Origin of the sequence: Rhizobium sp. SRDI969 (assembly GCF_025152725.1) — a bacterium.
Lineage (GTDB): Bacteria > Pseudomonadota > Alphaproteobacteria > Rhizobiales > Rhizobiaceae > Rhizobium > Rhizobium leguminosarum_I.
Map to the genome: position 1 here is coordinate 2,972,837 of NZ_CP104035.1, position 25,476 is coordinate 2,998,312.

Here is a 25,476-nt window from a genome sequence, read left to right on the forward strand (position 1 = left end):
GCCCCCTTCGGAGAGGCCTATGTCACGTGGTTGAAACACCATGCGGAGATCTTGAATCAATCTCTGAGGTCGTCCGGATTTATCCCCTGAAATCAGTGGCATCGTCGAATTCGGCCATTGCCATGAATAAGCCGCAACAAATGCCGCACCACGCCGCAATTCCGTCGCGAGCGCGCCGAGATCGAAGCCGCATCATCCGGCATCCGAAATTGGTTATTGAGGGTATGCCAATGTTTCTGGAAGATGAGTTTGCCATCAGGCGCATGCGCATGCGTCGGATCTCCATTTCATGTCTCGTTGCCATCACCGCTTTTGCCGCCTGCATCACCGCGATGCTGGGGCTTGCCTCCGCCGCTCGCGCCGATGCACAGCCGGCATCCGGCCAACTCGCGGCTCTTGTCCGGCCGAACGACGTTAACAGCGGCTCGCTGCTCTTTCCGTCGAAGGAGCCGGGCTTCTATGTCGAAGCGCCGCGGCTGAAGACCGATGTCGCCATCGATGTCTCCGGCCCGATCGCCAGGGTAAAGGTGACGCAGCGCTTTCAAAATCCGAGCCAGGGCTGGGTCGAGGGCACCTACGTTTTCCCGTTGCCGGATAATTCCGCCGTCGACGCGCTGAAAATGCAGATCGGCGAACGTTTTATCGAAGGCCAGATCAAGCCGCGCCAGGAAGCCCGTGAGATCTACGAGCAGGCCAAGGCCGAGGGCAAGAAGACGGCGTTGCTCGAACAGCAGCGGCCGAACATCTTCACCAACCAGGTCGCCAATATCGGTCCCGGCGAAACCATCGTCGTCCAGATCGAATACCAGCAGACGATCCACCAGTCGGGCGGCGAGTTCTCGCTGCGCTTCCCGATGGTCGTCGCCCCGCGTTACAATCCGGCACCGATCGTCCAGACCGTCGAGTTCAACAACGGCGCCGGTTTTGCCACGCCGCGCGACCCCGTGGAAAACCGGGACAAGATCGAAGCCTCCGTGCTTGATCCGCGTGAGAACGCCAAGATCAATCCAGTCGCGCTGACAGTCAACCTGAAAGCCGGCTTCGCGCTTGGCGACGTCAAATCCTCGTTCCACGCGGTCGATATCAGCCAGGACGGCGACCAGGCGAGGACGATCAGCCTGAAGGCGGACACCGTTCCCGCCGATAAGGATTTTGAGCTCACCTGGAAGGCCGCTCCCGGCAAGATGCCGAGTGCCGGTCTCTTCCGCGAAGTGATTGATGGTAAGACCTATCTGCTCGCCTTCGTCACCCCACCCACGGCCCCGGATACGGCAGCGCCGCCGGCAAAACGCGAGGTGGTCTTCGTCATCGACAATTCCGGCTCGATGTCCGGCCCGTCGATCGAGCAGGCAAGGCAGAGCCTGGCGCTTGCCATTGCCAAGCTGAACCCAGACGACCGCTTCAACGTCATCCGTTTCGACGATACGATGACCGATTATTTCAAGGGTCTCGTCGCAGCCACCCCTGACAATCGCGAAAAGGCGATCGCCTATGTCAGAGGCCTGACCGCTGACGGCGGCACGGAAATGCTGCCTGCCTTGCAGGCTGCGCTGCGCAACCAGGGACCGGTCGCAAGCGGAGCGTTGCGCCAGGTCATATTCCTGACGGATGGTGCGATCGGCAACGAACAGCAGCTTTTTGAGGAAATCACCGCGAATCGAGCCGATGCCCGCGTCTTCACCGTCGGCATCGGCTCGGCACCGAACACCTATTTCATGACCAAGGCCGCCGAAGTCGGCCGCGGCACCTTCACGGCGATCGGCTCGACCGATCAGGTGGCAAGCCGCATGGGCGAGCTTTTCGCTAAGCTGCAGAACCCAACCATGACCGATATCACCGCCACCTTCGAAGGCATCGAGGCCGAGGATATCACGCCGAACCCGATGCCGGACCTCTACAGCGGCGAGCCGGTCGTGCTGACCGCGCAGCTGCCTCACGATCAGCCCGCCGGCAAGCTGCAGATCATCGGCAAGACAGGCGACCAGCCGTGGCGCGTCGAAATGGATATCGCCAATGCCGCCAACGGCAACGGCATTTCCAAGCTCTGGGCGCGGCGCAAGATCGACGATTTCGAGGCGCGCGCCTATGAACGTCAGGATCCGGCCGCGCTCGACAAGGATATCGAGACCGTGGCGCTCACCCATCATCTCGTCTCTCGCGTCACCAGCCTGGTTGCCGTCGACGTCACTCCGTCTCGTCCGGTCGACCAGCCACTCGGCTCAACCAAGCTGCCGCTCAACCTGCCGGAAGGTTGGGACTTTGATAAGGTCCTCGGCGAAACCCCTGCTCCTCTTGGCGGCACGGAGCGCCATGGCTCGGCTACGCCGACAGGAAACCCCGGATCGGTGCAGGCTGCGGCCGAAACACGGGAGCTCGCCGCGTCGCCTGAGATCGCAAACATGATGGCCGCAGCCCCGACCGCCAAGGCGGCCACCATGATCGCGCAAAAAAGCACGACCGTGAACCTGCCGCAGACGGCGACGCGCGCCGACGAGCAGATCATCCGCGGTCTGACCATGCTGCTCGTGGCGCTGACGGCGGCAAGCGGGCTTGCCGTGTGGCGGCGACGCCTCAAGGGCATTATTGCGGTCGGGGTCAAGCGAAATGGTCTCTAGGCTCTCCGCAAGCCAGAATGAGGAAGCGGCCGAATTCGAGCCGCTTCCGACCTATCTGGAACTCGCCATGGCCGCCGCCACGGCCTATGATCGGCCGAAAATGCGCCAGAAGAAGGGTGGTTTCTTCCTCTGGCGCCTTTCCTCGATCGAAAAAGCAATTGCCTTTGCCATCGCCGGCCTTGCCCTCTATGGTCTGGCGCTGATCGGCGACGGCTTCCTGCTGAAGGCGAAGGCAGAGCTTTCCCAGGTTCTGCTGAAACGCGCCTTCGCTGCCGAATTGCGGGGCGAAGAAACAAAACCCTGGCCCTGGGCGGATTTTACCACCGAGGCCAAGGTGCGCGCCCCGCGCCTCGGCAAGGAGGCGATCGTGCTCTCCGGCGCCTCCGGCGAGGCTCTCGCCTTCGGTCCGGCCTGGCTCGCCAACACGCCCCAACCGGGCGAGGAAGGCACCTCCGTCATCGCCGCCCATCGCGACACGCACTTCCGCTGGCTGCAGTATATAAGGCCCGGCGATATGATCGAGGTCACTCGCCGCGACGGCAAACTATTGACCTTCAAGGCCGGCGAGGGCCGCATCGCCCCGTGGGATGCCAACGGCATCGATCCCTCCTCCGATGGCCGCCGCCTGGTGCTGACCACCTGCTGGCCCTTCAATGCCACCGAACAGGGGCCGCTGCGCTACATCCTTGAGGCAGAATTGGTCGATGACCAGGCGACGGGATCGGTTCAACCGGTAAACACAAAGCCGTTACTGCAGGTCGAATGAGGGTTGAAGCCCTCCCCTGCCCACTCCACGTTCAGCCTGGAGAGACCGCAGGGAAGCAAGATGAAGAGAATATCCGCCCTCCATTTCGCCACAGCACTGGTCCTGTTCGGCACCGTATCGGCGGATGCAGCCGACACCATCAAGACTCAGGATCTCGTGGTGCGGGTCGACAAGCTCGCCGACGACCTCGAACATCCCTGGGCGGTCGAGGTCTTGCCCGACGGGGCCTATCTCGTGACCGAGCGGCCTGGCCGCATGCGCATCGTCCGCGACGGCAAGATTTCAGACCCGATCGGCGGCGTGCCCAAGGTCAGCGCCCGTGGCCAGGGAGGCCTGATGGACGTGGCGCTCGCTCCGGACTTTGCGACATCCAGAAAACTCTATTTCACCGCCGCCATCGCCAACAGCCAGGGCTCCGGCACCGAGGCCTTCAGCGCCACGCTTTCAACTGACGAAAAGACGCTCCATGCCGTGACGCCTGTTTTCACCATGCGGCGCTTCACGCCAGGCAACATCCAGTACGGTTCGCGCATCGCGATTGCCCGCGACGGTTCGCTGTTCATCAGCGTCGGCGACCGTGGCGACCGCGACCGCTCGCAAGACTGGCAAGACGATGCCGGCTCGATCATCCACATCAATGCCGACGGTAGCATCCCTGCCGATAATCCGTTCAAAGACGGCGGCAAGGCGCTGCCGGAAATCTGGTCGAAAGGCCACCGCAACCCGCAGGGCATCACCTTCGACGCCAAGGATGGCAAGCTCTATACCGCAGAGCACGGCGCGCGCGGCGGCGACGAGATCAACCAGCCCGAGGCCGGCAAGAATTACGGCTGGCCGATCATCACCTATGGCCGCGACTATTCGGGCGCCGAAATCGGCGAAGGCACCGCCAAGGAAGGGCTGGAACAGCCGCTGCATTATTGGGATCCTTCAATTGCGCCCGGCGCGCTCGCCGTCTATCGCGGCGCCATGTTCCCGGAATGGGACGGCAATTTCCTCGTCGCGGCGCTGAAGTTCCAGCTGCTCTCGCGCATGCAGCGTGACGATAGCGGCGCCTTTGTTGCCGAAGAGCGCCTGTTCGAGGGCGAATACGGCCGCATCCGCGACGTTGTCATCGCACCCGACGGTGCGCTGCTGATGGTGACGGACGAGGATAACGGCGCGCTGCTCAGGGTCTCAAGAGCGCAAGCCCGTAACGGCTGAGCGATCACAACGCGCCGCGCAGCTCCTTGCGGATGACGAACTTCAGCCCGGACCAGATCTCGTCGACGGCGCAGACCTTGACGTCGACCAGACCGGTTGGGAGCAGAACCGCCCGCACTACGTCCTCCGTGATGTCAGTCGGCACGCGTGAACTCTTCTTCGGCCAGGATATCCAGACCATGCCGTCCCGCCTCAAGACACGGAAAAGCGCTGGCGCAACAGCCTCCAGCGCCGGCCGTTCGGTCGTAAACAGATGCACATAGTCAAACGCACGCTGAGGCGTCTCGGGAAGCACGCGGACGACCGAAGCAAAACCGTCGAAGCCATAGATGTCACCGATCGTTTCCGGAATGCCGAGAAGAGCGGCGGTCTGCCCGTGTGCAAGGCCGAGTTTCCTGACAAGCGGCGTGCCGGAATAACCTGCCGTACTAGGCGCCGCCGCATCGCCGGCCGGCTTCCGTTCCTCGTGTCGCATGCATTCATCTCCGTCAACCGACACGAAGTCTTCACCCTTGCCGAAAGGAAACGCAACTGCTAACCGCTTGGGCACATCTCCCTTCCCCATTGAGGACGACATGACGCGCGTTCAGGCGAACCTCCTCCTATTGCTTGCAGCCGCCATCTGGGGCGGCGGCTTCGTCGCGCAGTCGACGGCGATGAAGGCGATCGGCCCCTTCTGGTTCATCGGCCTGCGCTTTGCCGTCGCCACCCTGGCCGTGCTGCCTTTTGTCCTTTTCGAAGCGCGCAAGGCAACGGAGAAGACAAGCGCGCGCCATGCCAAGCTCTACATCCTGATCGGCCTTGCCCTTTTCGGCGGTGCAGCCACGCAGCAGGTCGGACTGCAGACGACGACGGTGACGAATTCCAGCTTCATCACCGGCCTCTACGTCGTTTTCGTGCCGCTGATCGCCGTGTTCTTCCTGCGCCGTGCTCCGCATTGGATCATCTGGCCGGGCGCGCTGATGGCGATCACCGGCATCTACCTTCTGTCCGGCGGCCATCTCTCGGCGATGGCGCCTGGCGATCTGCTGACCGTCGTCTGCGCCGTCTTCTGGGCGATCCAGATCACCCTTGCCGGCACGACCGTTTCGGAGACCGGAAGGCCGCTCGCGCTCTCCGCCGTGCAATTCGCCGTCACCGCGATCTGTGCGCTGGCCGTTGCCGCAGCCGTCGAACCGGTCAGCCTTTCGGCGATACAGGCCGCGGCGCCGGAGATCCTTTATGTCGGTATCTTCTCCTCCGGCGTGGCTTTCGTGCTGCAGGTGATCGGCCAGCGCTACACGACGCCCTCGCAGGCAGCGATCTTTCTTTCTTCCGAAGCGCTCTTCGGTGCCTCACTTGCAGCCCTGCTGCTCGGCGAAACGATGCCGGCAACAGGTTATGCAGGTTGCGCGCTAATGTTTATCGCTATGCTTGTGGTCGAGCTCGTGCCCGGGTTCACCCGGCGGCGCCTGCCAGCCGCGTGATCACCCGTCCAGATATGGGCGAGTCACCCATCGGAAAAAAAATTATTCGATGCGGGAGACGCGCTGGCGTTGCATTTTTGGGAAAATCTGCTCGGAACTTATATTGCAGACGATATAAAACGTTAATCATTCCCTGTCGACGAAGGAAATTTTGCGTTTTTGCGCAAATTGGAGATCTACAGGGGTGTGCCCGGAACGACACGTTAAAAAACTTTTGCTTGCCAAAATCCTTTAAACGCAGCACTCTCAGCGCGTTCGGGCATTTTGCGAGCATGGGAAGTCCTTAAGTATTTGCGCGCCGGGAACGCTAATATTCCGGTCAGCCGGTTCCGAAAATGGCGGGAGAAACTCCTGCCTGGAACAGGCCGAGGTAGAGGGGACCTTTTTCTCAAATTTCAAGAATTGCCTGCCAACACCTCCCGCAAGGGGGCAATGCTATGATGCTGCCCGTGTGGATGGCGGGCAGAGAGAAAAGGACCTGACGCATGGCAGAGACTGGCACTGTAAAATTCTTCAATACCGACAAAGGCTTCGGCTTCATCAAGCCGGACCGGGGCGGCGCCGATATCTTCGTTCACATTTCTGCCGTTCAGGCCTCTGGCCTGGCCGGTCTGACGGAAAACCAGAAGGTAAGCTTCGACACGGAGCCGGATCGCCGCGGCAAGGGCCCGAAGGCCGTCAATCTGCAGATTGCGAGCTGAACCCTTAACAAGGCTGGCGAGTTCGAGTTGAAGCCCGGCAGCAATGCCGGGTTTTGTCGTTCAGCCTTCGTTCAGCTACGAATCTGTACGACTGTGACCATCGAGAAAGGGACCGGCTTTCGGTTCCCGGGATTAGGATTTACACTTATGAACAGGCTCGCCAAGACCCTTCTGCTGACGGCAACCGCTGCTGCACTCACGCTTTCCGCCATTGGTGAAGCGTCGGCCGGTGACCGCCACTGGCGCCACGATAATCATCACGGCAACAACGATGCGTGGGTCGGCGGCGCCGTTGGGCTGGCCACCGGCCTGATCGTCGGCTCTGCCATCGCCAATGCTAATAACGGTCCGGGTTACGAAGAGCGCCGCTACATCGATCCGGCCTATGAGCCTGATTACTACGAGCCCGCTCCGGTCTATCGCGCCCCGCGTCGTGTTTATGTCGAGCAACCGCAATATGTCGAGCAGCCGCGATACTATGCGCCGGTTCGCACGGCGGTAGAACCCTGGTCGCCGCAATGGGAGCGCTACTGCTCTTACCGCTACCGCTCCTTTGATCCGCGCAGTGGCACCTATATCGGCGATGACGGCCGCAGCCACTTCTGCACCGCCGGCTGATTGCACGGCAATCCTTGCTACAAAGCGCCGCTTCTCAGCGGCGCTTTTGTTTTTTGCCTCGTCAGCCGGCTTTCTTTTCCCAAGGCATCGGTCCTGCCTCGGCATCCGGCTCAAAATCGGTCGAGACGCTGACGGCGCGCCATTCACGATCGGCCTCGATACGCGCCGCATCCGCTTTCTCGACATTGCGCACGGCATCGCTGCCGAGCAGCAGCCGGAACGGCGGCTCGTCCAGACCGGCAATGTGGATGACGACCGCAGCCGCTTTGGCGGGATCGCCGGGTTGGCGGCCGTTATACGCACGCTGGAAGCGCGCCGTAGCACCGACCGTCTCCGCATAGTCCTGCCGCCCTTCGGCAAGCACCGTCGAGGAGCCGGCGAAATCGGTCCTGAAGCCGCCGGGCTCGATCACCGTCACCTTGATCCCGAATGGCGCGACCTCCTTCGCCAGCACCTCGGAAAAGCCCTCAACACCGAATTTCGCCGCCGAATAGGCGCCGCGCCCGGCAGGTCCGATCCGGCCGCCGACGGATGAGAACTGGATGATGTGCCCCGCTCCCTGTCCGCGCATCAGGGCGATGACTGCCTTGGTCATGATGATCGTGCCGAACAGGTTGGTCTCGATCTGGGCGCGAAAATCGGCAAGGCTGGTATCCTCGATCGAGCCCACATTGCCGTAGCCGGCATTGTTGACAAGCATGTCGATGCGCCCGAACCGCTTCACACCCGCCTCGATTGCCGCCGCTGCCGCTACCTCGTCGGTCACGTCAAGCGCCAGCGTCAGCACCTGATCGCCATACTGCTCGGAAAGATCGGCAAGCTGGCCGGGATCGCGCGCCGTCGCCACCAGATTGTCGCCGGAGGCCAGAACCGCCTCCGCCAGCGCCCGGCCGAGACCGCGCGAACTCCCTGTTATCAACCAGACTCTGGACATCGGAAACCCTCCTTCTTTGGTTCCCGGCTGATGTATGGTCTGCTGTATCCGATCGAAAGAAGGTACCCAGACGATCTATACACACCTTGAGGTAACTGACGTGAGCAGCGACATCTTCGATTTCTGCAGCAGCATGACGGACGAGCAGGATGCTCGGGCCCGCGAACTGATCGAGCGGGCGGCGGCGAAATGGCCGCTGCGCATCCTGCATGTGCTCTCCGATGCCGGCGCACCCCTGCGCTTCTCGCGCCTCATGGAGAGGGTCGAGGGCATCAGCCAGAAAGTGCTGACGCAGACGCTGCGCACCCTCGAAAGAGATGGCCTCATCATCCGCACACTCTATCCCGAAGTGCCGCCGCGCGTCGAATATGAGTTGACGCCGCTCGGACGCGACCTTCTCATGCAAGTCGCCGCGCTCTGGCGCTGGATCGTCGAACACCTGGACGATTTCGATGCACGCAAAGCCGTGAAGCTGACGGCGGCCCGTGCCTGAAGCGCGTCGCCATCTTTCAAACCGCTGCACAGTTTTGCGCGACATGTTTAGGCCGGAATGCGGACCGTTGCCCTCAGTCCACCGAGCGGGCTGTCGCCGAGCGTGACGTTGCCGCCATGGCTGCGGGCGATGTCGCGAGCAATCGCAAGGCCGAGGCCGGTGCCCGACGCATCGAGATTGCGCGCCGTATCCAGCCGGAAGAATGGCTTGAACACGTCCTCGCGATTCTTTTCCGGAATGCCCGGCCCGTCATCGTCGAAGATGACGGTCAGCCATTTGGCATTGTGCTTGGCCTCGATGTCGAGCCTATCCGCGTAGCGACGCGCGTTCGAAGCCAGGTTGGTGACGAGACGCATGAAGGCGTTCGGCCGGACGGATATGTCGTCATCGCCTTCGATGGAATAGCTGAATTTTTTACCATGCAGGGCGAAATCGGATTCCAGCTTCGCAAAGATCTCGCTGAGTTTGAGTTCGCCGACATCCTCTTCGACCTCGCCGCGCGCAAAGGCCATATAGGCTTCCAGCATGGTCTGCATGTCGTTGACGTCGTCATTCAAACCATGCAGGTCGGGATTGTCGCCGGCGAGCGCCAATTGCAGCTTGAAGCGGGTGAGGATGGTGCGCAGATCATGGCTGACACCGGAGAGCATCGCGGTGCGCTGCTCGATCTGCCGTTCGATTCGCTCGCGCATCAGGATGAAGGCAAGACCGGCACGCCTGACCTCGTCGGCGCCGCGCGGATAGAAATCATCAGGCTTCTGCCCCTTGCCGAAACTTTCAGCCGCTCGCGCCAAGGTGAGGATCGGCCGGATCTGCCCGCGCAGGAAGAGGATCGAGATGCCGATCAGCACCAGTGAGGTGCCGACCATCCAGACGATGAAGATATGGGTGTTCGACGCATAGGTCTGGCTGCGCTTGGTCAGCACCCGCAGGATCTTGTTGTCGAGTTTGATGCGGATCTCGACGAGGTTCGAGTTGCCGACCGTGTCGATCCAGAAGGGCCGGTGAATCTCGTCGGTGATCTCGTCGCTGAGGATGCCGTCGAGGATCGAGAAGAACGGCTTGACGCGCGGTGGCGGCAGGTCGCCGTCCGGCTCGATCGAGATCTGCAGGCTGAGCTGGTCGCGGGCGATACGGATGATCTCGCTATAATCCGAATTTTGCGGATAGGTCTCGATGATCTCGATGATCGCGGCGATGTCACGGGTGACGGCAAGCGACAGCCGCTCCGTCACCATTTGCCAATGGCGCTCCATGAAGACGGCGGCGACGACGGATTGCAAGAGCACCATCGGAATGATGATGATCAGCAACGAGCGCGCGTAAAGTCCGGTCGGCAGCCGGCGGCGCAGCCAGCGGACGACCCAGCGCCAGCCCGGCGCAGAAGTGCGGTCTTCCCGCCGCAAGCTGTCGATCGTCACCATCAGCGCCGGTCCCGAACCTTGAGTTAGTCGATGCTCAGCCTGTATCCGATACCGCGCACGGTCTGCAGCCAGACGGGATTGGCGGGATCATCCTCGATCTTACGCCGCAGCCGGTTGATCTGCACGTCGATCGTCCGTTCGCCGACTTCGGTGTCGTTGCCGATCAGTTCATGGCGGGGGATCGTGTCGCCGGCACGCCGTGCAAAGAGCAGCATGATCTCCTGCTCGCGGTCGGTGAGCCGGATCACCTCGCTGGCTTTCTTCAGCTCCTTGCGGGTCAAGGAGAAAGTGTAAGGCCCAAACATAACCTGTTCGATCTTCAGCCCCTCGCCGTTGGCGTTGCGGCGCAGGATATTGTTGATGCGCAGCACCAGCTCGCGCGGATCGAAGGGTTTGGAGAGATAGTCGTCGGCGCCGGCTTCGAGGCCTTCGATGCGGTTGCCCGATTCCGCCAGCGCCGTCAGCATGATGATCGGGACGTTCTTGATGGCGCGAAGCCCGCGGGTGACAACGATTCCGGATTCGCCGGGCATCATCACGTCCATGATGATGAGGTCGAAATCCAGACCGGTGAGCTTGCGCTGCGCCTCGGCGCCGTCGGCGGCGACAGTAACGCGGAAGCCGTTCTCGGCGAGATAACGATTGAGCAGCGCGCGGATGCGGGAGTCGTCATCGACCACCAGCAAATGCGCCGCATCGTCGGAAATACCTGTCTTGACTGCCATTCAATCCGCCCTTTGTCTATCCCGCATTCCGCTGAGGAAAGCTTTTACGCCCTCCCGCACCTCCGCAGAAGCCCCTTCGAATGCCCGCTCAATGCGGCGCGATTGCGGCTCAGCAAGGGCAAGCGCCAGCTCTCGTCCCGATTTCGTCGGATAAAGCTTGCGCTGCCGCCGATCCTCAGGGCCGGCCACTTGGCGAATATAGCCTGAATCGATCAGCTGTTTCAGCACCCTTGCGAGGCTCTGCTTGGTGATCTTTAAGGTATCGAGAAGATCGGCAACCGTCATGCCGGGGTTGCGGTTGACGAAATGCACGACGCGATGGTGCGCCCGGCCGAAGCCGCTCTTTTCGAGGATGGCGTCAGGATCGGAAACGAAATCGCGATAGGCGAAGAAGAACAGCTCGATGATCTCGAAATCGATAATCCCCGTATCTTCCATCGGCGTGGCCAGCGGCTCTGGCTTGCTTGCTTTCGGGCCGGTCTGTCGTGGCACTCGGCACTTCCTTCTCTCTGTCATCTTTACTGAGATAAATTTGCGTCGCTGCTAACTTTCCTGAACTCTGCGCGAGCGCCGCACGGTCTCGCATTCTCCTGGAAACCAAGGCCCGTCCGGCACTCCGACGCAATAGGCGATTTCCCCTTGCGTCTGTGGATAAAACGTAATGGTGACAACAATCAACAGGCATGGCGCTCAAGCACCGGAGGAGTTTAGGGAGGGCTTCAGTTCCTTTCGACCAGCTGGACGGCGAAATCTAGTTCAACGGCGAGTTCGTCGCCTGGGAAAGACGCTAAGATCCACGTACTGATCCGCCTCTATATCGCCGAATATCGCCGTCCCGATCCGAAGACTCGGCGATCTCCCAATCGCCCAGCTACGCCGATCTGCGCATCAGATTTCATTAGATTTGGGAGGAAAAGGTTATAAAAATCAACCATACTGGCGGGAAGGTAGGCGGAGAACCTGCGAAAAGCGAGGCGACCTGATGGCCGCCCCGTTTGCACTTCGCTGAGTGCGTCACTGATAGACGTAGACGATCCGGCGGGTCCCCGGATCCACCAGCACGGGCCGGTCGTTGATCCTGGTGTATCGATACTCGTAGTCCGGGATCGTCTGGAAGGTGACATCGTCAGGCACCTCAGCGCCGACGACGACATCGCCGCCGAGCTGCACCGTCTGGCCCGGATTGGTTTCGATATAAGTGCGGACCGTCTCCGGCGGGGTGATGGTCTCGACCGCTCCGACGGGGCCGAGCAACTCGTCGCCAGGTGCCGGCTGTGGCTCGGCCGGCACGACACTCGCGGTCGACTCATAAGTCACGCTAGGTACGCCGATCTCGGCACGGTGCTGCTCGACGATGACAGGACTGCCGCCTTGATCGACCTGCAGATAATCGGCATAGACCCAACCGCGCATGCCGTTGACGTCGACACGGCACCAGCGGCTGCCTTCGATGCAGCCGTCGAGGACCGCTGTCGAGCCGCGGGTAGCAAGGCCGACTGCCGGATATTGCGGACCCGGACCGGCGCGGACGTTGAGATCGTTGACCGTCGTCGCTATAATCTCAGCCTGCGCGACACCGCCGCTCGCCAGGAGCACGGCTCCAGCCAACAGAATGTTTCTCTTCAAGGTCATGTGAGCGTCTCCTTGGTTTCGATGGGCTGACAACGCGTGGGGTTCCACGATGTTCCCATGCGCTCCGCCGAGCGAAATGCGGCTTATGGGGGATTTCATCCAAGTGCTTCGAAGAATTGAACAAACTTCAATTTTTCCGCTCTATTACAATGGCGGAGAGGGGCGTAAATTCTTGTTGCAGTCCGTCGTTTTGCCGTGAGGCGGACCGCAATCGCGGAAGATTCCGGCTGCCCTTGCCACGGTTTCGGACTATACCCCACGCAGTAGAGACACCAAGCGAGGCACTTATGGGCATGCTCCAGGCCGGCATCATTCCGGTGACACCCTTCCAGCAGAATTGCACGATCTTCTTCGATCCCGATACCAAGGAAGGCGTCGTCGTCGATCCCGGCGGCGACGTGCCGCTCATTCTGCAGGCGATTGCCCAGAACGGCCTGACCATCAAGGAAATCTGGCTGACGCACGGCCATCTCGACCATGCCGGCGGTGCCCGCGAACTGAAGGAAGCTCTCGGCATCGACGTGGTCGGCCCGCATCAGGACGACCTGCCGCTGCTGCAGCGGATCGAGACCCAGGCCGCGAAATACGGCATATCAGGATTGCGTAACGTCGTGCCCGACCGGTGGCTGAAGGATGGCGACAAGATCTCTTTCGGCGCCCATGAATTCGAGGTCTATCACACACCCGGCCATGCCCCCGGCCACGTCATCTATTTCAACCGTGCGCAGAATTTCGCCCATCTCGGCGATGTCCTCTTCAACGGCTCGATCGGTCGCACCGACCTGCCCGGCGGCGATCATCAGCAGCTTCTCGATTCGATCCGCGACAAGGTATTGCCGCTCGGCGATGAGGTCGGATTCATTTGCGGCCACGGCCCGGGCAGCCGCATCGGCGACGAGCGGCGAAGCAATCCATTTCTGCAGGAAATCAGATCTCGTGGAGGATCCGATGCCGGCGCATCGGGCGACGCCCCGAACAACTAGAGCATGATGCCGAAAAGTGTGCGCGGTTTTCGGACGACATCATGCTCTATTTCTTTGATTTAGATCTGGGTGATTTTAGGCCGATCAGGCCTAAAATCACCCTGATCTAATGCATGTCGACAAATGCGCAGCGGTTTTGGGATAACGACTTGCATAAAGACTTAAAGCGGATCGCCTGAATCCGATTCGACGCGAGCGCTTTAAGTGTGAGCTCGCGCTCACATTATCTTTCGGCCGTTTGGCACCGGCTGTTCGACCGCAGCAAGTACGATCGCGCCGTTCTCGTCTTCGAATCCCAGCGTCAGCACTTCCGAGCGGAACGGCCCGATCTGGCGCGGCGGGAAATTGACGACGCCGAGCACTTGCCGGCCCAGCAGGCTTTCCGGCGTATAATGCACGGTGATCTGTGCCGAGGATTTTTTAACGCCGATCTCCGGGCCGAAATCGATCACCAGCTTGATTGCCGGCTTGCGCGCTTCCGGAAAGGGACTGGCCTCGATGATCGTGCCGACACGAATGTCGACCCGCTCGAAATCGGCGTAGTTGATCTCTTCTGCCATATGGTCTCCGTCAGCCGGCCAGTTCCTCGGCCCGCTTGCGCGCCGCCGCAAGGGCTGCGTCGAACAGAGGCTGCATGCCATTCTCGGCCATCAGCACGGCGAGCGCCGCCGCCGTTGTGCCGCCGGGAGAAGTCACGTTCTCTCGCAGCCGCGAAGCGTCGTCGGGGGACTGGTGCATGAGTTCACCAGCCCCCGCGACTGTTTCCCGCGCGAGACGCATGGCGAGGTCCGCCTGCAGACCGAGTTTGCGGCCTGCCTCCGCCATACATTCGACGAGATAGAATACGTAGGCCGGACCGCTGCCCGAAAGCGCCGTCACGGCATCGATATCGGCTTCCGCCGGCACCCATTCGACCGGGCCCGAGACGCGCAGAAGAGAATGGACGCGTTTGCGCTGCTGATCGCTGACCCCTGAATTGGCAAAGGCGCCGGTGATGCCGCGCCCGACCATGGCCGGCGTGTTCGGCATGGCGCGCACCATGGCGGCCTTGCCGAGATGTCTCTCGAGGAAACCGAGCGTCTTGCCGGCTGCGACCGAGACGACGACCGTGCCCGACCCGACCGCACTTTTCACCGCGGGTAGCACAGTTTCCATCACCTGCGGCTTGACCGCCAGGAACAGCACGCTTGCCTTCAAATCCATGGGAAGCGCAGTCAGATGGGTCGCGCCGGCCTCGTTGATCGCCGCCAGCATCGCCGGCGACGGGCCAGGATCGACGACAATGACGGCCGAGCCCGGAACGCCGCTTTTCAGCCAGCCGGACAGCATCGCCCCACCCATGTTTCCGGCGCCGATCAGGACGACGGGATGTGTCGAGGAGAAAGGAGTCGTTGGCATCTTATGCCTCGCCGACCGTTTCAAACAGCACGGCTTCCATCGCCTTCGTCGCTTCCATGCCGGACCATACGACGAACTGGAATGCCTGGAAATAGGCTTCGCAGGTGTCGAGCGCACTGGAAAGCAGCACCTCCACCTGGCGATTGGTAGGCTCGGCACCGCCGGCAAGCAGCAGCGATTGGCGGAAAATGACCACATCTTCCTGACGCCAGAGGTCGAAATGACCCATCAGCACCTGCCCGTTGATCGCCGAGAGCAGCTTGACAACCTCGTTGACCCTGATGTCGGGAACTTTGATATCGAAGGCGCAGCCAAGATGCAGCGCCTCGAACTCCTCCATCCAGGAGAAGGAGATGTGATAGTCCGTCCAGCGGCCCTCAACCGTCATCGCGATCTCGTCCTCGCCCGACCGTTCGAACGACCAGTCGTTGTTGGAGGCAACGTACTCGATCATATCGACCGGGTTCGACTGACGCTCGACTTCCAATTCCATCAGGTTCATGCAGCACCTTCTTGACCGGAACGAATGCGACCTAACTTCGTGTACGAACACAAGAAAGACACACGCAAAATACCGGACCCACCACTCGGATGATCGTTGAACCGCTGCCAGACTTAACGCAGATAACCTGCCCGGAGCTTACCAAGTCGCTTCGAATCATCATTTAAAATCAGTGTATAGCGCCCCTTGCCCCCTGCCAGCCCCCCGAACGGAAAATAGGACCGGCCACTGTGGAAAGGCTCTTCGAAATTCAATTCAGAAGGGAGAATAAGCGACTCTGCGAATTGGCTTTTTTGGCAGTGTCCACAGGTGGAAAACTCACCTGGTTTTTTTACGGAAGATGCGGCGTGTGGCACGAAGGCAACGCCGCATCTGTGTCGTATCGGGACTTAAGCGCCCTCGCCGGCAAGTTTCGCCTCGAGCACGGCGATGCGGGCGGCAAGCGCCTCGTTCTCGTCGCGTGCCTTGATCGCCATCTCGCGCACGGCCTCGAACTCCTCGCGCTTGACGATGTCCATGCTGTTCAGCCAACGCTCGGCCTGGGCGTTGAAGGCGGTTTCGATCTCCTTGCGGACGCCCTGGGCGGCACCGGCCGCATCGGTCATCAGCTTGGCGAATTCGTCCATGATGCGGTTCGTTCCGGTCGTCATGGCGTTTTTCTCCCTTCGCATGAGGTGAATTCAGCCCGTCAGGGCCTCGAGGATTGAGGTAGGGCTTCGCCACCGACGATGCAAGCGCTTTGCACGGGATAAGCTTGCCGGCACCGGCCAGGAACGAGCCATCACGAACAATGGACTTGACCGTCCGGGATCGCAGCGGCATGTTCCGCGCAACTCAACAGGTGGAAAACCTTGCCGATAGCAGCCGATCTCCTTGCCATCATGCCTTTCCCGGATATCGATCCGATCGCCTTTTCGATCGGTCCGCTGGCGATTCACTGGTACGGTCTCGCCTACGTCGCCGGCATCCTGCTCGGCTGGGCCTATGCGCGCCGCATCGCCGCCAATGACAGTCTCTGGCCCGGCAACGTCTCGCCGATATCAAAGACGCAGCTCGACGATTTCATCGTCTGGGCAGCGCTTGGCGTCGTCCTCGGCGGTCGTCTCGGCTATATTTTCTTCTATGATCTCCCCGCCGTCCTGCGCAGTCCGGTCCGGGCGCTCGAGATCTGGAATGGTGGCATGTCCTTCCATGGCGGCCTGACCGGCACGACGATTGCCATGATCCTCTTTGCGCGCCGCAATGCCATACCGATCTGGAGCCTGTTCGACATCGTCGCCACTGTCGTTCCCTTCGGTCTGTTTTTCGGCCGCATCGCCAATTTCATCAATGGCGAGCTGTGGGGCCGGTTGACCGACGTGCCCTGGGCCGTGGTCTTTCCGACCGGCGGTCCCTTCGCCCGCCACCCAAGCCAGCTTTATGAAGCCGGCCTCGAAGGCATTGTTCTGCTCGTGGTGCTAGCCGCCTTGCTCTACGGTATGCGCGCGCTGAAAAGCCCCGGCTTCATCACAGGCGTCTTCGTCTGCGGCTATGCGCTGTCACGCATCTTCGTCGAATTCTTCCGCGAGCCCGACGCCCAACTCGGCTACCTCCTGGGCACGAACTGGCTGACCATGGGTATGGTGCTCTCCTCCCCGATGATCCTGCTCGGCCTCTGGGCGATGCTGCGGGCCCGCCGCCAGGCTGCACTGCAGCTTTGAAAACGGCAGGACGCGCGACATGACCACCGCTCTAGGCAAAAAGATCAAGGCAATCATCCAGGCCAACGGCCCGATCAGCGTCACCGATTATTTCTCACTGTGCCTCGCCGATCCCGAACACGGCTATTACCGGACGCGCGAGCCCTTCGGCCGTTCCGGCGATTTCGTCACCGCGCCAGAGGTCAGCCAGATCTTCGGCGAGATGATCGGCGTTTTCATCGTCCATGCCTGGCAGCGCCACGGCGCACCGACGGATGTGCGCCTCGTCGAGATCGGCCCCGGCCGCGGCACGATGATGGCTGACATGCTCCGCGTCATCTCCCGCATCGCCCCGCCACTCCTGGACGCTATGAGCGTGCATCTCGTCGAAACCAGCGAGCGCCTGCGTGACGTCCAGAGCCAGACACTCGAGCCTTACGGCGAGAAAATCGCCTGGCATAATGGCTTCGACGAAGTGCCGCCCGGCTTCACGCTGATTGCCGCCAACGAACTCTTCGACGCCATCCCGATCCGCCAGTTCGTCCGCATGCCGACGGGTTTCCGCGAGCGCATGGTCGGCATCGACGCCGATGGCGAGCTGACCTTTGCCGCCGGCGTCGCCGGTCTCGATCCCGCGCTTCTTCCCGAACCGGTGCAGAACGTTCCGGTCGGCACCCTCTTTGAAATCTCGCCGGCCCGCCAGGCGGTGATGATCGCAATCTGCGAGCGGCTGCGCGTCTTCGGCGGCACGGCGCTTACGGTCGATTACGGCCATCTCGTCACCGGCTTCGGCGATACGCTGCAGGCCGTGCGCATGCATGAATTCGACCCGCCGCTCGCCCATCCCGGTGAAGCCGATCTGACAAGTCATGTCGATTTCCAGCAGCTCGCCGAAACGGCGCTTGCGGCCGGCGTCCATCTGAACGGCGCCCTGCATCAAGGTGATTTTCTAAGTGGCCTCGGCATTCTCGAACGTGCGGCGGCCCTCGGTCGGGATCGCGAGCCGCAAACCCAGCAGGTCATCCAGGCGGCAGTCGAAAGGCTTGCCGGCGCCGGTGAAGGCCGGATGGGCGAACTCTTCAAGGTGATGGCGGTCTCCCATCCCGCCATCGATCTCATGCCCTTTCGTCCGGTGGATTGACAGGGCGCACGCGGCTGGTTCAACATCGGCCCGAAACAAGAACTTGAAGCGCGCCGCATATGCGATGCGCTTGGGATCATAACAAACCCCTCGAAAACCCCGGAATCACAGATGCAGGACGCGGCCTCTCCCGCACCGATCGAAAGCGCGCTGCTGAACGAAGCGGCGGGCAGCACTATACGGCACGGTTATTTCACGCGGGCCGGCGGCGTTTCCGAAGGGCTGTATCGCGGCCTCAATGTCGGCCTCGGCTCCAGCGACGAACGCGACAAGGTCCTCGAAAACCGCCGTCGCGTCGCCGCCTGGTTCGGCCTGCCGGTCGAGCGGCTGGCAACCGTGCATCAGGTCCATTCTCCCGATGTCGTGATGGTCGGTGCCGATTATGACGGCGCCCGCCCTGACGCCGATGCGATGGTAACGCGCACCCCGGGAATCGCGCTTGGCGTGCTCGCCGCCGATTGCGGGCCGATCCTCTTTGCCGATCCCGATAACCGCGTCATCGGCGCAGCCCATGCCGGCTGGAAGGGCGCGCTGACGGGCGTGATCGAAAATACCATCGCCGCCATGGAGGCGGTCGGTGCGGACCGCGCTCGCATCGTCGCCTGCCTCGGCCCCTCGATCAGCCAGGCAAGTTATGAGGTCGGTCCAGAGTTCGTCGAGCGTTTCGTCGCCGAAAACCCGGAGGACGTAAGCTTTTTTGTGCCTTCCGCAACGCCCGGCCATGCCATGTTCAACCTGCCGGCGTTGACCGTCGACCGGCTGACGAAAGCCGGCGTGCGTGCCGAAAGCCTCGGCCTCTGCACCTATCCGGATAGCGAGCGCTTCTTTTCCTACCGCAGGACGACCCATCGCAGGGAGCCGGATTACGGCCGCCAGATTTCCGCGATATCAATCAGGGAGACTTGAGCAGAATGGCACTGCATTTCGAAAAGGCCGAATTCGCAAGCCGGCTTGCGCGCCTCACCGAGAAGATGAAGGAAGAAAAGCTCGACGCCTTGCTGCTCTTCGCCCAGGAAAGCATGTACTGGCTGACCGGCTACGACACCTTCGGCTACTGCTTCTTCCAGACGCTGGTCGTCAAGAGCGACGGCACCATGGCGCTGATGACCCGCTCGGCCGATCTTCGCCAGGCGAGGCATACCTCGATCCTCGATGACATCCATATCTGGGTCGACCGGGTCAATGCCGATCCGACGCTCGACCTGAAGAACCTGCTGGTCGAGATGGATCTGCTTGGCGCCCGCATCGGTGTCGAATATGATACGCACGGCATGACCGGCCGCGTCGCCCGTCTGCTCGACGCGCAATTGACCATCTTCGGCCAGATCGTCGATGCTTCCTATCTCGTCAGCCGCCTGCGCCTGATCAAGAGCCCGACGGAGGTCGCCTATGTCGAGCGCGCCGCCGTTCTCGCCGACGATGCGCTCGATGCGGCGATCCGGCTGACGAAACCCGGCGCCGATGAGGCCGATATCCTTGCTGCCATGCAGGGCGCGGTCTTTTCCGGCGGCGGCGACTACCCCGCCAACGAGTTCATCATCGGCTCCGGCGCCGACGCGCTGCTCTGCCGCTACAAGGCCGGCCGCCGCAAGCTCGACGCCAGCGACCAGCTGACGCTCGAATGGGCCGGCGCCTATGCGCATTACCACGCCGCCATGATGCGAACGATCGTCATCGGCGCGCCGACGCACCGCCACCGCGAGCTCTACAACGCCTGCCGCGAAACCATCGAGGCGATCGAGACCGTGCTGAAGCCCGGCCAGACCTTTGGTGATGTCTTCGACATGCATGCCAAGATCATCGACGAGCGCGGTCTGGCCCGCCACCGGCTGAATGCCTGCGGTTATTCGCTCGGCGCCCGCTTCTCGCCCTCCTGGATGGAGCATCAGATGTTCCATGTCGGCAATCCGCAGCCGATCGAGCCGAACATGTCGCTCTTCGTGCACATGATCATCGCCGATTCCGATACGGGCACGGCGATGACGCTCGGCCAGACTTATCTGACGACAACGGATGCGCCGCGCGCGCTGTCTCGCCATCCGCTCGATTTCATCGGCCTCTGACCGGTGAGAATCCGGAATTGACAGACGACCGTCCCCACCCGCATAAATTCGGGTGGGGCTGATTGCGATTGTGGGAAGGACGGATCAAGGGATGACGCGAGCTGCGATTGTGCCCACGCTCCTAGTCGTCATGGCTCTGCTGACCGCCTGCAATACCACCGATGCGCTGACCCCACAGGTCGATATCGGCGACTTCTCAGGGGCAGCACCTTCGAGTCCGGTGACGCAGAGCGAGGCCGAGCGTTTGGCGGGTAGCCGCCAGCCGACTTTCGCGGGAAATCGGCAGCCGGGCGGCTACCATCCAGCCTACGATCAGTCGCAGCAGGCCTATCGACCCGGCACTGGCGCGCCACCGACGACGATGCAGGAGCAGGCAAACGCCCTATCGAGGAGCGGCTCCTCACCGGCCGCCTCCACCCCGATCGAGGGACAATCGCTGCCACCGCCGGCGGCCAGTGGTAGGCTCCCCGCACAGTCGGCTGAACCGGCGGAGACGCAACAGCCGCAACAGACCGCCGCCCTCAGCCCCGCCCCCTCCTCCGCCCGGGGCAAAACCGTGCGCTTCCTGCCGATCATCGGCGCGCCGGTGCAGGCCGTGACCCCGCTCTCGCGCCAGCTCGGCGCCGATGCGCGCGCGCATGGCCTTTCCATCAAAAGTTCCAACGACGCGAGCAGCGATTACATCCTCAAAGGCTATCTCTCCGCCTTCAGCGATGATGGCAAGGTCACCGTGGTCTATGTCTGGGATATTCTCGACAGCGGCGGGGGTCGCCTGCACCGCATCCAGGGGCAAGAAAGCGTGCCGACGGCTGCGACCGATCCCTGGGCGGGCGTTCCGGCCTCGGTGATGCAGCAGATCGGCTCAAAAACGATCGCGGAATTCTCCTCCTGGCGGCAGACTCAGGGTGGTTAGTCACAAACTTTTTGCAAATATGGAAGCCTGTGGCGCCTTTGCCCTTGCATTCACGGGGAAGCTGACTAAAAAGCGCGGCTATCAGCGCATAACAGGCGGACCAAAATGAAGGTTTTCGCAGGCAATTCGAACCGGCAACTCGCCGAAGCGATCTGCAACTATCTCAATGTTCCCTTGGGGAAAGCCAGTGTTCGAAGGTTTGCCGATCAGGAAATCTTCGTGGAGATCCAGGAAAATGTGCGCGGTGAGGATGTTTTCCTCGTGCAACCGACCGCCTTTCCCGCCAACGATCATCTGATGGAACTGCTGATCATGATCGACGCCATGCGTCGTTCTTCAGCCCGCCGCATCACCGCCGTCCTACCCTATTTCGGCTATGCCCGTCAGGACCGCCGGGCTTCCGGGCGCACGCCGATCTCCGCCAAGCTGGTCGCAAACCTCATTACAGAGGCCGGCGCTGACCGCGTCATGACGCTCGATCTCCATGCCGGGCAGATCCAGGGTTTCTTCGATATACCCACCGACAACCTCTTTGCCATGCCCGTGCTGACCCGCGACATCAAGAGCCACTATGACCTCAGCAACGTCGTGGTCGTCTCGCCCGACGTCGGCGGTGTGGTTCGCGCCCGCGCGCTCGCGAAGCGCCTGGACTGTCTTCTGGCCATCGTCGACAAGCGCCGCGATCGGCCGGGTGACTCCGAAGTCATGAACATCATCGGCGACATTGCCGGCAAGGACTGCCTGCTGATCGACGATATCGTCGATTCCGGTGGCACGCTCTGCAACGCGGCCGACGCGATGCTGGCCAAGGGCGCGTCCAGCGTCACCGCCTATATCACCCACGGCGTTCTCTCCGGCGGCGCGGTCACTCGCGTCACCTCCTCGAAGCTGCGCGAACTCGTCATCACGGATTCGATCCAGCCGACCACGGCCGTGCTTTCGGCACACAATATCCGCGTCGTAACGACAGCGCCGCTGATCGGCGAAGCCATCAGCCGAACGGCCCAGGAAGAGTCCGTCTCCAGCCTGTTTGACTGAAAACATCAGGCATCCGACGAACTTCCGGATTTTGCTGATTGTCAGCGACTATCTAGTTTTCGCCGCGAACTCGCATCATCTGCCGAAAGGCGCGCCGCTTTAGTGCAGGTATTGCATTGACGATGCGCATTGTGCTGCGCATGAAAGCGAGCTGAACTGTGCCGACAATCGGCCGATGGGCCAGATCGCCGGCATTCATCTGCTTTTTCGATTCTTGGACTGCTTCGGTACTGTAGCGAAGCATCTCGACTTCGTAGGCATGTATAGCTTCGACGAGCGGCTTTCGTCCCCGGTCCGCTTCGACCAGCATGCGTCCAAGCAGAGCGGCATCGCGAAGCGCTGTATTGGCGCCCGCGCCTCGTCCGGGTGTCATCGTGTGGACGGCGTCACCGAGCAGCGTGACATTCGAACTCGCCCAAGGCGTCAGCGGGACTGAGGTCCTGACCTTGACATCGTGGATCGTCGAGGGCTCCGTCATATGGATGAGAGCACGTAAGTGCGGATGCCAGTCTTGAGCGAGCTCCAAGCCCAGCTCTCTCAATTGTTCTCCGTTCAGGCCGGACGGATCCCGCGGGCAATTCTGCCGAGCGCCCCAGATACCCCAGCCGATGCTGTCCTCGTCGAGTGCTTCGACGAAATCCGGCCAACGCGCAGCAAACCCGGGGTCACTTCGGCTATCGGCGAACTCGAGCGAGTGAATGATTGCGCCGAAACCCATCGGCGCCATAATCAGCGACATGCCTTTGAACATTTTGTCCGACAGCAGAGCTTTCGTCTCGGCCGACATAGGAATTTTGCCCCCGAGCGACACGATCCCAGTGTCTTCCAGGCGCGCATCCGGCAAGCGTTGCTTGCATACGGTGGAACTCGTGCCGTCAGCACCCACCAGGACATTTCCCGTCGCGAGGCTTCCATCCTGAAAGCACGCGGTGACGGACCCGTCCGCGTTGCTTGTGTAACCTTGAAGCGCCTTCCCAAAGAACACGTCGTCTTCAAGTCCCCTGAGCAGAACCCGCCTCAGCGTCTTTCGAACCACGTTCTTTTCACCGTCGAGAGCGTTCGGGTCTGCAGCATCGACGTCGAAGCTCAGTACCTCGCTCAGCTGTTCCGTGAGTATGTTGAAATAGCGCGGCGACCTGGCGCAGGTGGCGACATAGAGGTCGTATAGTTCGCCGGGGATACAGGCTTTCAGCGCTCGGCTTCCAGCCGGGCTGATGCCGACGCGATAGCCACCGGTGTCGGCGTTCGGCGCAAGGTCGCGCTCATACACCGCTATGCAAACTCCAGCCTGCTTAAGCAGATGGGCGAGTGCCAGACCGCCGGTCCCGGCGCCGATAATCAAAACTTTCATGGTGCTAGTCCGGGTCAAGGTTGAGGTCGATCGAGAACTTCGCGGCGATCTGCCTCAGCCACTCATCTGTCCAGGTGATGCGCTCGGCGCTGAGGTCCTCGACAACGCCGTTGACCCAAGACAATTCGGTTGCGTGAAGCGCCCGGAGATAGTCCATCTCCAGAAGGAAGAGCCTTGGTACGGCCTGCGCCTCCTGCAGGACTTCGTCGATCCGGCGAAGTTCTGACTCGATGGCTTTTGCTCTGCGCTCAAGCTGGCTCGCCACATCGCTCGGCATGAGAAGAGGAAGAAATGATATGGCTGCGGGGAATTCCGGATATTCCCGTGTCACGGTCGACAACATCTCGCGCATCCATTCCAGCGCGATGTCGCGGCCCTTCTCGGTTATCTCGTACACGGTCCGCTCGGGACGCTTGTCATCCCGGACTGTTTTCTGCGGAGTGATCAAACCCTCGCGTTCGAGCCGCTGGATCGTTTGATAGAGGCTCGCCCTCTGCGTGACATTGATCACCTCGTCCTTGCCGCGCTCCTTGATGAGCCGCTGCATCCGGTAAGGGTGCAGCGGCTCCTCCATGAGCATTCCAAGAACAGCGAGCGCGGTTGGAGAGCGTTTGATTAACGTCATAGTCATAATATTACTAGTTAATTTACGACTAGTCAATGCAATGATGATTGCCGGAGCCCCGGCTTGACGTCAGTTCGACCCAATGGCGTGGCGACGGGTCTCTTGCGACAAAAATCCTCTATCGACGGTCAGCGGCCGAGGGCCGCCTTCTGCGGCTGGTCGACGAGATTGTCGATGAACCAATTCGGATAGACCGGCGCCGGCTCAGTCGCCGCATCGAGCGCTGAAAGGTCGCCTTCATCAAGCACCAGTTCTGCCGCACCGAGATTGTCGGCCAGTTGATGCGGTTTCGAGGCGCCGAGCAACACGCTTGAGACCCTCTTTTTCGTAAGCAGCCAGGCGATCGCCACCTGGGCTACGCTCGCCCCGTTCGCGGCGGCGATCACCCGCATGCGCTCGACCAGCGCGAAGCCCCGTTCCTTGTCAAAGGGCAGGATATCGAAACCGGAATAGCGGTTGTCGGGATCGCCGAGCGTTTCGCGGGTGTACTTGCCGGAAAGAAAGCCGGAGGCGAGCGGGCTCCAGACGGTCAGCCCGAGGCCGTAACGCTGCATCATCGGAAGAATGTCGCGCTCGACGTCGCGGCCAAGCAGCGAATAATACATCTGTCCATGCGTGAAGGGCGCCAGCCCCTTCGCCTTCTGGATTTCAAGCGCCGCCGCCACCTTCCAGGCCGACCAGTTGGAAAAGCCGATATAACGCACCTTGCCGGAGCGCACCACGGCATCGAGCGCCGCGAGCGTCTCTTCGAGCGGCGTGAACGGATCCTCCTTGTGGACGATATAGACGTCGATCCAGTCCGTTCTGAGCCGTTTCAGGCTTTCCTCGACCGACCAGAGGATGTGGCGGCGGGAGAGCCCGGCCTGGCCGAGAGGCGTACCGGTGCGGAAGCCGACCTTGGTGGCAATAACCACCTCGCTGCGCCGCGCCATCAGCACCTGTCCGAGGATCGTTTCCGACTGGCCGGATGCGTAGGCGTCTGCCGTATCGAAGAAGTTGATGCCGGCATCAAGTGCCTGTCCGACAAGCACATCGGCAACATCGGCATCGGTCTTGTAGATCGCGCCTAAGCTGCGGTCGCCCGATGTGAAGGTCATCGCGCCGAAGGCAAGCCTGGAAACGGCAAGGCCGGTCCGGCCGAGTGTCGTATATTGCATGTCATCCTCCATCCATTGGATTGTCGTGATCGGATGGAAAGATAATGCC

The 25,476-nt window shown here is 61.4% G+C and carries 27 protein-coding genes; 14 read left to right on the forward strand and 13 right to left on the reverse strand.

From position 1 onward, the window contains the following. Nucleotides 1-230: 230 nt before the first annotated feature. From N2A41_RS14975 to N2A41_RS14985, 3 genes are read left to right on the forward strand one after another with little or no spacing between them, the layout of a single operon-like run. Nucleotides 231-2,615, forward strand: coding sequence for a marine proteobacterial sortase target protein (locus N2A41_RS14975; protein WP_260109127.1), 2,385 nt, complete (start codon nt 231-233; stop codon nt 2,613-2,615). Continuing rightward, nucleotides 2,605-3,381: a class GN sortase gene (locus tag N2A41_RS14980; protein WP_260109128.1), complete on the forward strand. Its 777-nt coding sequence runs from the start codon at nt 2,605-2,607 to the stop codon at nt 3,379-3,381. The genes N2A41_RS14975 and N2A41_RS14980 overlap by 11 nt, the downstream gene beginning before the upstream one ends. 60 nt (nt 3,382-3,441) lie before the next feature. Beyond that, a complete protein-coding gene (locus N2A41_RS14985) occupies nt 3,442-4,584 on the forward strand; it encodes a PQQ-dependent sugar dehydrogenase (protein WP_260109129.1) in 1,143 nt (380 codons plus the stop codon). Nucleotides 4,585-4,588: 4 nt separating this feature from the next. Here N2A41_RS14985 and N2A41_RS14990 read toward each other — a convergent pair whose 3' ends face one another. Continuing rightward, nucleotides 4,589-5,059, reverse strand: coding sequence for a DUF3052 domain-containing protein (locus N2A41_RS14990; protein ID WP_162116540.1), 471 nt, complete (start codon nt 5,057-5,059; stop codon nt 4,589-4,591). A 100-nt stretch (nt 5,060-5,159) separates the two neighbouring features. Here N2A41_RS14990 and N2A41_RS14995 point away from each other — a divergent pair, with 100 nt between their 5' ends. The 3 genes from N2A41_RS14995 (at nt 5,160) to N2A41_RS15005 (ending at nt 7,369) form a co-directional block, all read left to right on the forward strand. Next, on the forward strand, nt 5,160-6,050 hold the full coding sequence (locus N2A41_RS14995) for a DMT family transporter (RefSeq protein ID WP_260109130.1): 891 nt from the start codon (nt 5,160-5,162) through the stop codon (nt 6,048-6,050). Nucleotides 6,051-6,535: 485 nt separating this feature from the next. Next, nucleotides 6,536-6,751, forward strand: coding sequence for a cold-shock protein (locus N2A41_RS15000; RefSeq protein WP_260109131.1), 216 nt, complete (start codon nt 6,536-6,538; stop codon nt 6,749-6,751). Between the two features lie 147 nt (nt 6,752-6,898). After that, the gene (locus N2A41_RS15005) at nt 6,899-7,369 is read left to right on the forward strand and encodes a BA14K family protein (protein ID WP_260109132.1); all 471 of its coding nucleotides are present in this window, start codon (nt 6,899-6,901) and stop codon (nt 7,367-7,369) included. Between the two features lie 61 nt (nt 7,370-7,430). Here the strand turns inward: N2A41_RS15005 and N2A41_RS15010 are convergent, their stop codons facing one another. Beyond that, complete coding sequence (locus N2A41_RS15010; RefSeq protein ID WP_260109133.1) at nt 7,431-8,303, reverse strand: oxidoreductase; 873 nt, start codon at nt 8,301-8,303, stop codon at nt 7,431-7,433. Between the two features lie 34 nt (nt 8,304-8,337). On the opposite strand from N2A41_RS15010, the gene N2A41_RS15015 reads away from it, so the two are divergent. Beyond that, on the forward strand, nt 8,338-8,796 hold the full coding sequence (locus N2A41_RS15015; RefSeq protein WP_260109134.1) for a winged helix-turn-helix transcriptional regulator: 459 nt from the start codon (nt 8,338-8,340) through the stop codon (nt 8,794-8,796). A gap of 47 nt (nt 8,797-8,843) precedes the next feature. Here N2A41_RS15015 and N2A41_RS15020 read toward each other — a convergent pair whose 3' ends face one another. The 4 genes from N2A41_RS15020 to N2A41_RS15035 form a co-directional block, all read right to left on the reverse strand. Beyond that, complete coding sequence (locus N2A41_RS15020) at nt 8,844-10,220, reverse strand: ATP-binding protein (RefSeq protein ID WP_017965306.1); 1,377 nt, start codon at nt 10,218-10,220, stop codon at nt 8,844-8,846. 23 nt (nt 10,221-10,243) lie between these two features. Further along, the gene (locus N2A41_RS15025) at nt 10,244-10,945 is read right to left on the reverse strand and encodes a response regulator (RefSeq protein ID WP_260056483.1); all 702 of its coding nucleotides are present in this window, start codon (nt 10,943-10,945) and stop codon (nt 10,244-10,246) included. Further along, nucleotides 10,946-11,437 carry a MarR family winged helix-turn-helix transcriptional regulator gene (locus N2A41_RS15030; protein WP_017965308.1) on the reverse strand — a complete coding sequence of 164 codons (492 nt, stop codon included), beginning with the start codon at nt 11,435-11,437 and terminating at the stop codon, nt 10,946-10,948. It abuts the gene before it with no gap. 522 nt (nt 11,438-11,959) lie between these two features. Beyond that, nucleotides 11,960-12,577 carry a DUF1236 domain-containing protein gene (locus tag N2A41_RS15035; protein ID WP_260056485.1) on the reverse strand — a complete coding sequence of 206 codons (618 nt, stop codon included), beginning with the start codon at nt 12,575-12,577 and terminating at the stop codon, nt 11,960-11,962. A gap of 287 nt (nt 12,578-12,864) precedes the next feature. Here N2A41_RS15035 and N2A41_RS15040 point away from each other — a divergent pair, with 287 nt between their 5' ends. Next, nucleotides 12,865-13,560, forward strand: a complete 696-nt coding sequence (locus N2A41_RS15040; RefSeq protein ID WP_260109135.1) for an MBL fold metallo-hydrolase — start codon at nt 12,865-12,867, stop codon at nt 13,558-13,560. A 218-nt stretch (nt 13,561-13,778) separates the two neighbouring features. On the opposite strand, the gene N2A41_RS15045 is transcribed toward N2A41_RS15040, so the two are convergent. The 4 genes from N2A41_RS15045 to N2A41_RS15060 all read right to left on the reverse strand — a co-directional run bounded on the left by N2A41_RS15045 (nt 13,779) and on the right by N2A41_RS15060 (nt 16,110). Continuing rightward, a complete protein-coding gene (locus N2A41_RS15045; RefSeq protein ID WP_260109136.1) occupies nt 13,779-14,120 on the reverse strand; it encodes a tRNA-binding protein in 342 nt (113 codons plus the stop codon). Between the two features lie 10 nt (nt 14,121-14,130). Beyond that, nucleotides 14,131-14,958 (reverse strand): pyrroline-5-carboxylate reductase, encoded by an 828-nt coding sequence (gene proC, locus N2A41_RS15050; RefSeq protein ID WP_222279915.1) that lies wholly within the window; start codon nt 14,956-14,958, stop codon nt 14,131-14,133. 1 nt (nt 14,959) lies between these two features. Continuing rightward, on the reverse strand, nt 14,960-15,460 hold the full coding sequence (locus N2A41_RS15055) for a YbjN domain-containing protein (protein ID WP_017965314.1): 501 nt from the start codon (nt 15,458-15,460) through the stop codon (nt 14,960-14,962). 389 nt (nt 15,461-15,849) lie between these two features. After that, nucleotides 15,850-16,110 (reverse strand): accessory factor UbiK family protein, encoded by a 261-nt coding sequence (locus tag N2A41_RS15060; protein ID WP_003561307.1) that lies wholly within the window; start codon nt 16,108-16,110, stop codon nt 15,850-15,852. Nucleotides 16,111-16,311: 201 nt separating this feature from the next. Here N2A41_RS15060 and lgt point away from each other — a divergent pair, with 201 nt between their 5' ends. The 6 genes from lgt to N2A41_RS15090 all read left to right on the forward strand — a co-directional run bounded on the left by lgt (nt 16,312) and on the right by N2A41_RS15090 (nt 22,294). Continuing rightward, the gene (gene lgt, locus N2A41_RS15065; RefSeq protein ID WP_260109137.1) at nt 16,312-17,160 is read left to right on the forward strand and encodes a prolipoprotein diacylglyceryl transferase; all 849 of its coding nucleotides are present in this window, start codon (nt 16,312-16,314) and stop codon (nt 17,158-17,160) included. Between the two features lie 19 nt (nt 17,161-17,179). Further along, complete coding sequence (locus tag N2A41_RS15070) at nt 17,180-18,280, forward strand: class I SAM-dependent methyltransferase (RefSeq protein WP_222246849.1); 1,101 nt, start codon at nt 17,180-17,182, stop codon at nt 18,278-18,280. Between the two features lie 111 nt (nt 18,281-18,391). Then, a complete protein-coding gene (gene pgeF, locus N2A41_RS15075) occupies nt 18,392-19,186 on the forward strand; it encodes a peptidoglycan editing factor PgeF (protein ID WP_260109138.1) in 795 nt (264 codons plus the stop codon). Nucleotides 19,187-19,191: 5 nt separating this feature from the next. Further along, nucleotides 19,192-20,343 carry a M24 family metallopeptidase gene (locus N2A41_RS15080; RefSeq protein WP_017965319.1) on the forward strand — a complete coding sequence of 384 codons (1,152 nt, stop codon included), beginning with the start codon at nt 19,192-19,194 and terminating at the stop codon, nt 20,341-20,343. A 91-nt stretch (nt 20,344-20,434) separates the two neighbouring features. Next, a complete protein-coding gene (locus tag N2A41_RS15085; protein WP_260109139.1) occupies nt 20,435-21,256 on the forward strand; it encodes a hypothetical protein in 822 nt (273 codons plus the stop codon). A 105-nt stretch (nt 21,257-21,361) separates the two neighbouring features. Then, nucleotides 21,362-22,294, forward strand: a complete 933-nt coding sequence (locus tag N2A41_RS15090; protein WP_017965321.1) for a ribose-phosphate pyrophosphokinase — start codon at nt 21,362-21,364, stop codon at nt 22,292-22,294. Between the two features lie 52 nt (nt 22,295-22,346). Here the strand turns inward: N2A41_RS15090 and N2A41_RS15095 are convergent, their stop codons facing one another. The 3 genes from N2A41_RS15095 to N2A41_RS15105 form a co-directional block, all read right to left on the reverse strand. Beyond that, a complete protein-coding gene (locus tag N2A41_RS15095; RefSeq protein ID WP_260109140.1) occupies nt 22,347-23,645 on the reverse strand; it encodes an FAD-dependent oxidoreductase in 1,299 nt (432 codons plus the stop codon). Between the two features lie 4 nt (nt 23,646-23,649). Then, nucleotides 23,650-24,219, reverse strand: coding sequence for a PadR family transcriptional regulator (locus N2A41_RS15100; protein ID WP_260109141.1), 570 nt, complete (start codon nt 24,217-24,219; stop codon nt 23,650-23,652). A gap of 179 nt (nt 24,220-24,398) precedes the next feature. Next, nucleotides 24,399-25,427 carry an aldo/keto reductase gene (locus N2A41_RS15105; RefSeq protein WP_260109142.1) on the reverse strand — a complete coding sequence of 343 codons (1,029 nt, stop codon included), beginning with the start codon at nt 25,425-25,427 and terminating at the stop codon, nt 24,399-24,401. Nucleotides 25,428-25,476 lie beyond the last annotated feature (49 nt).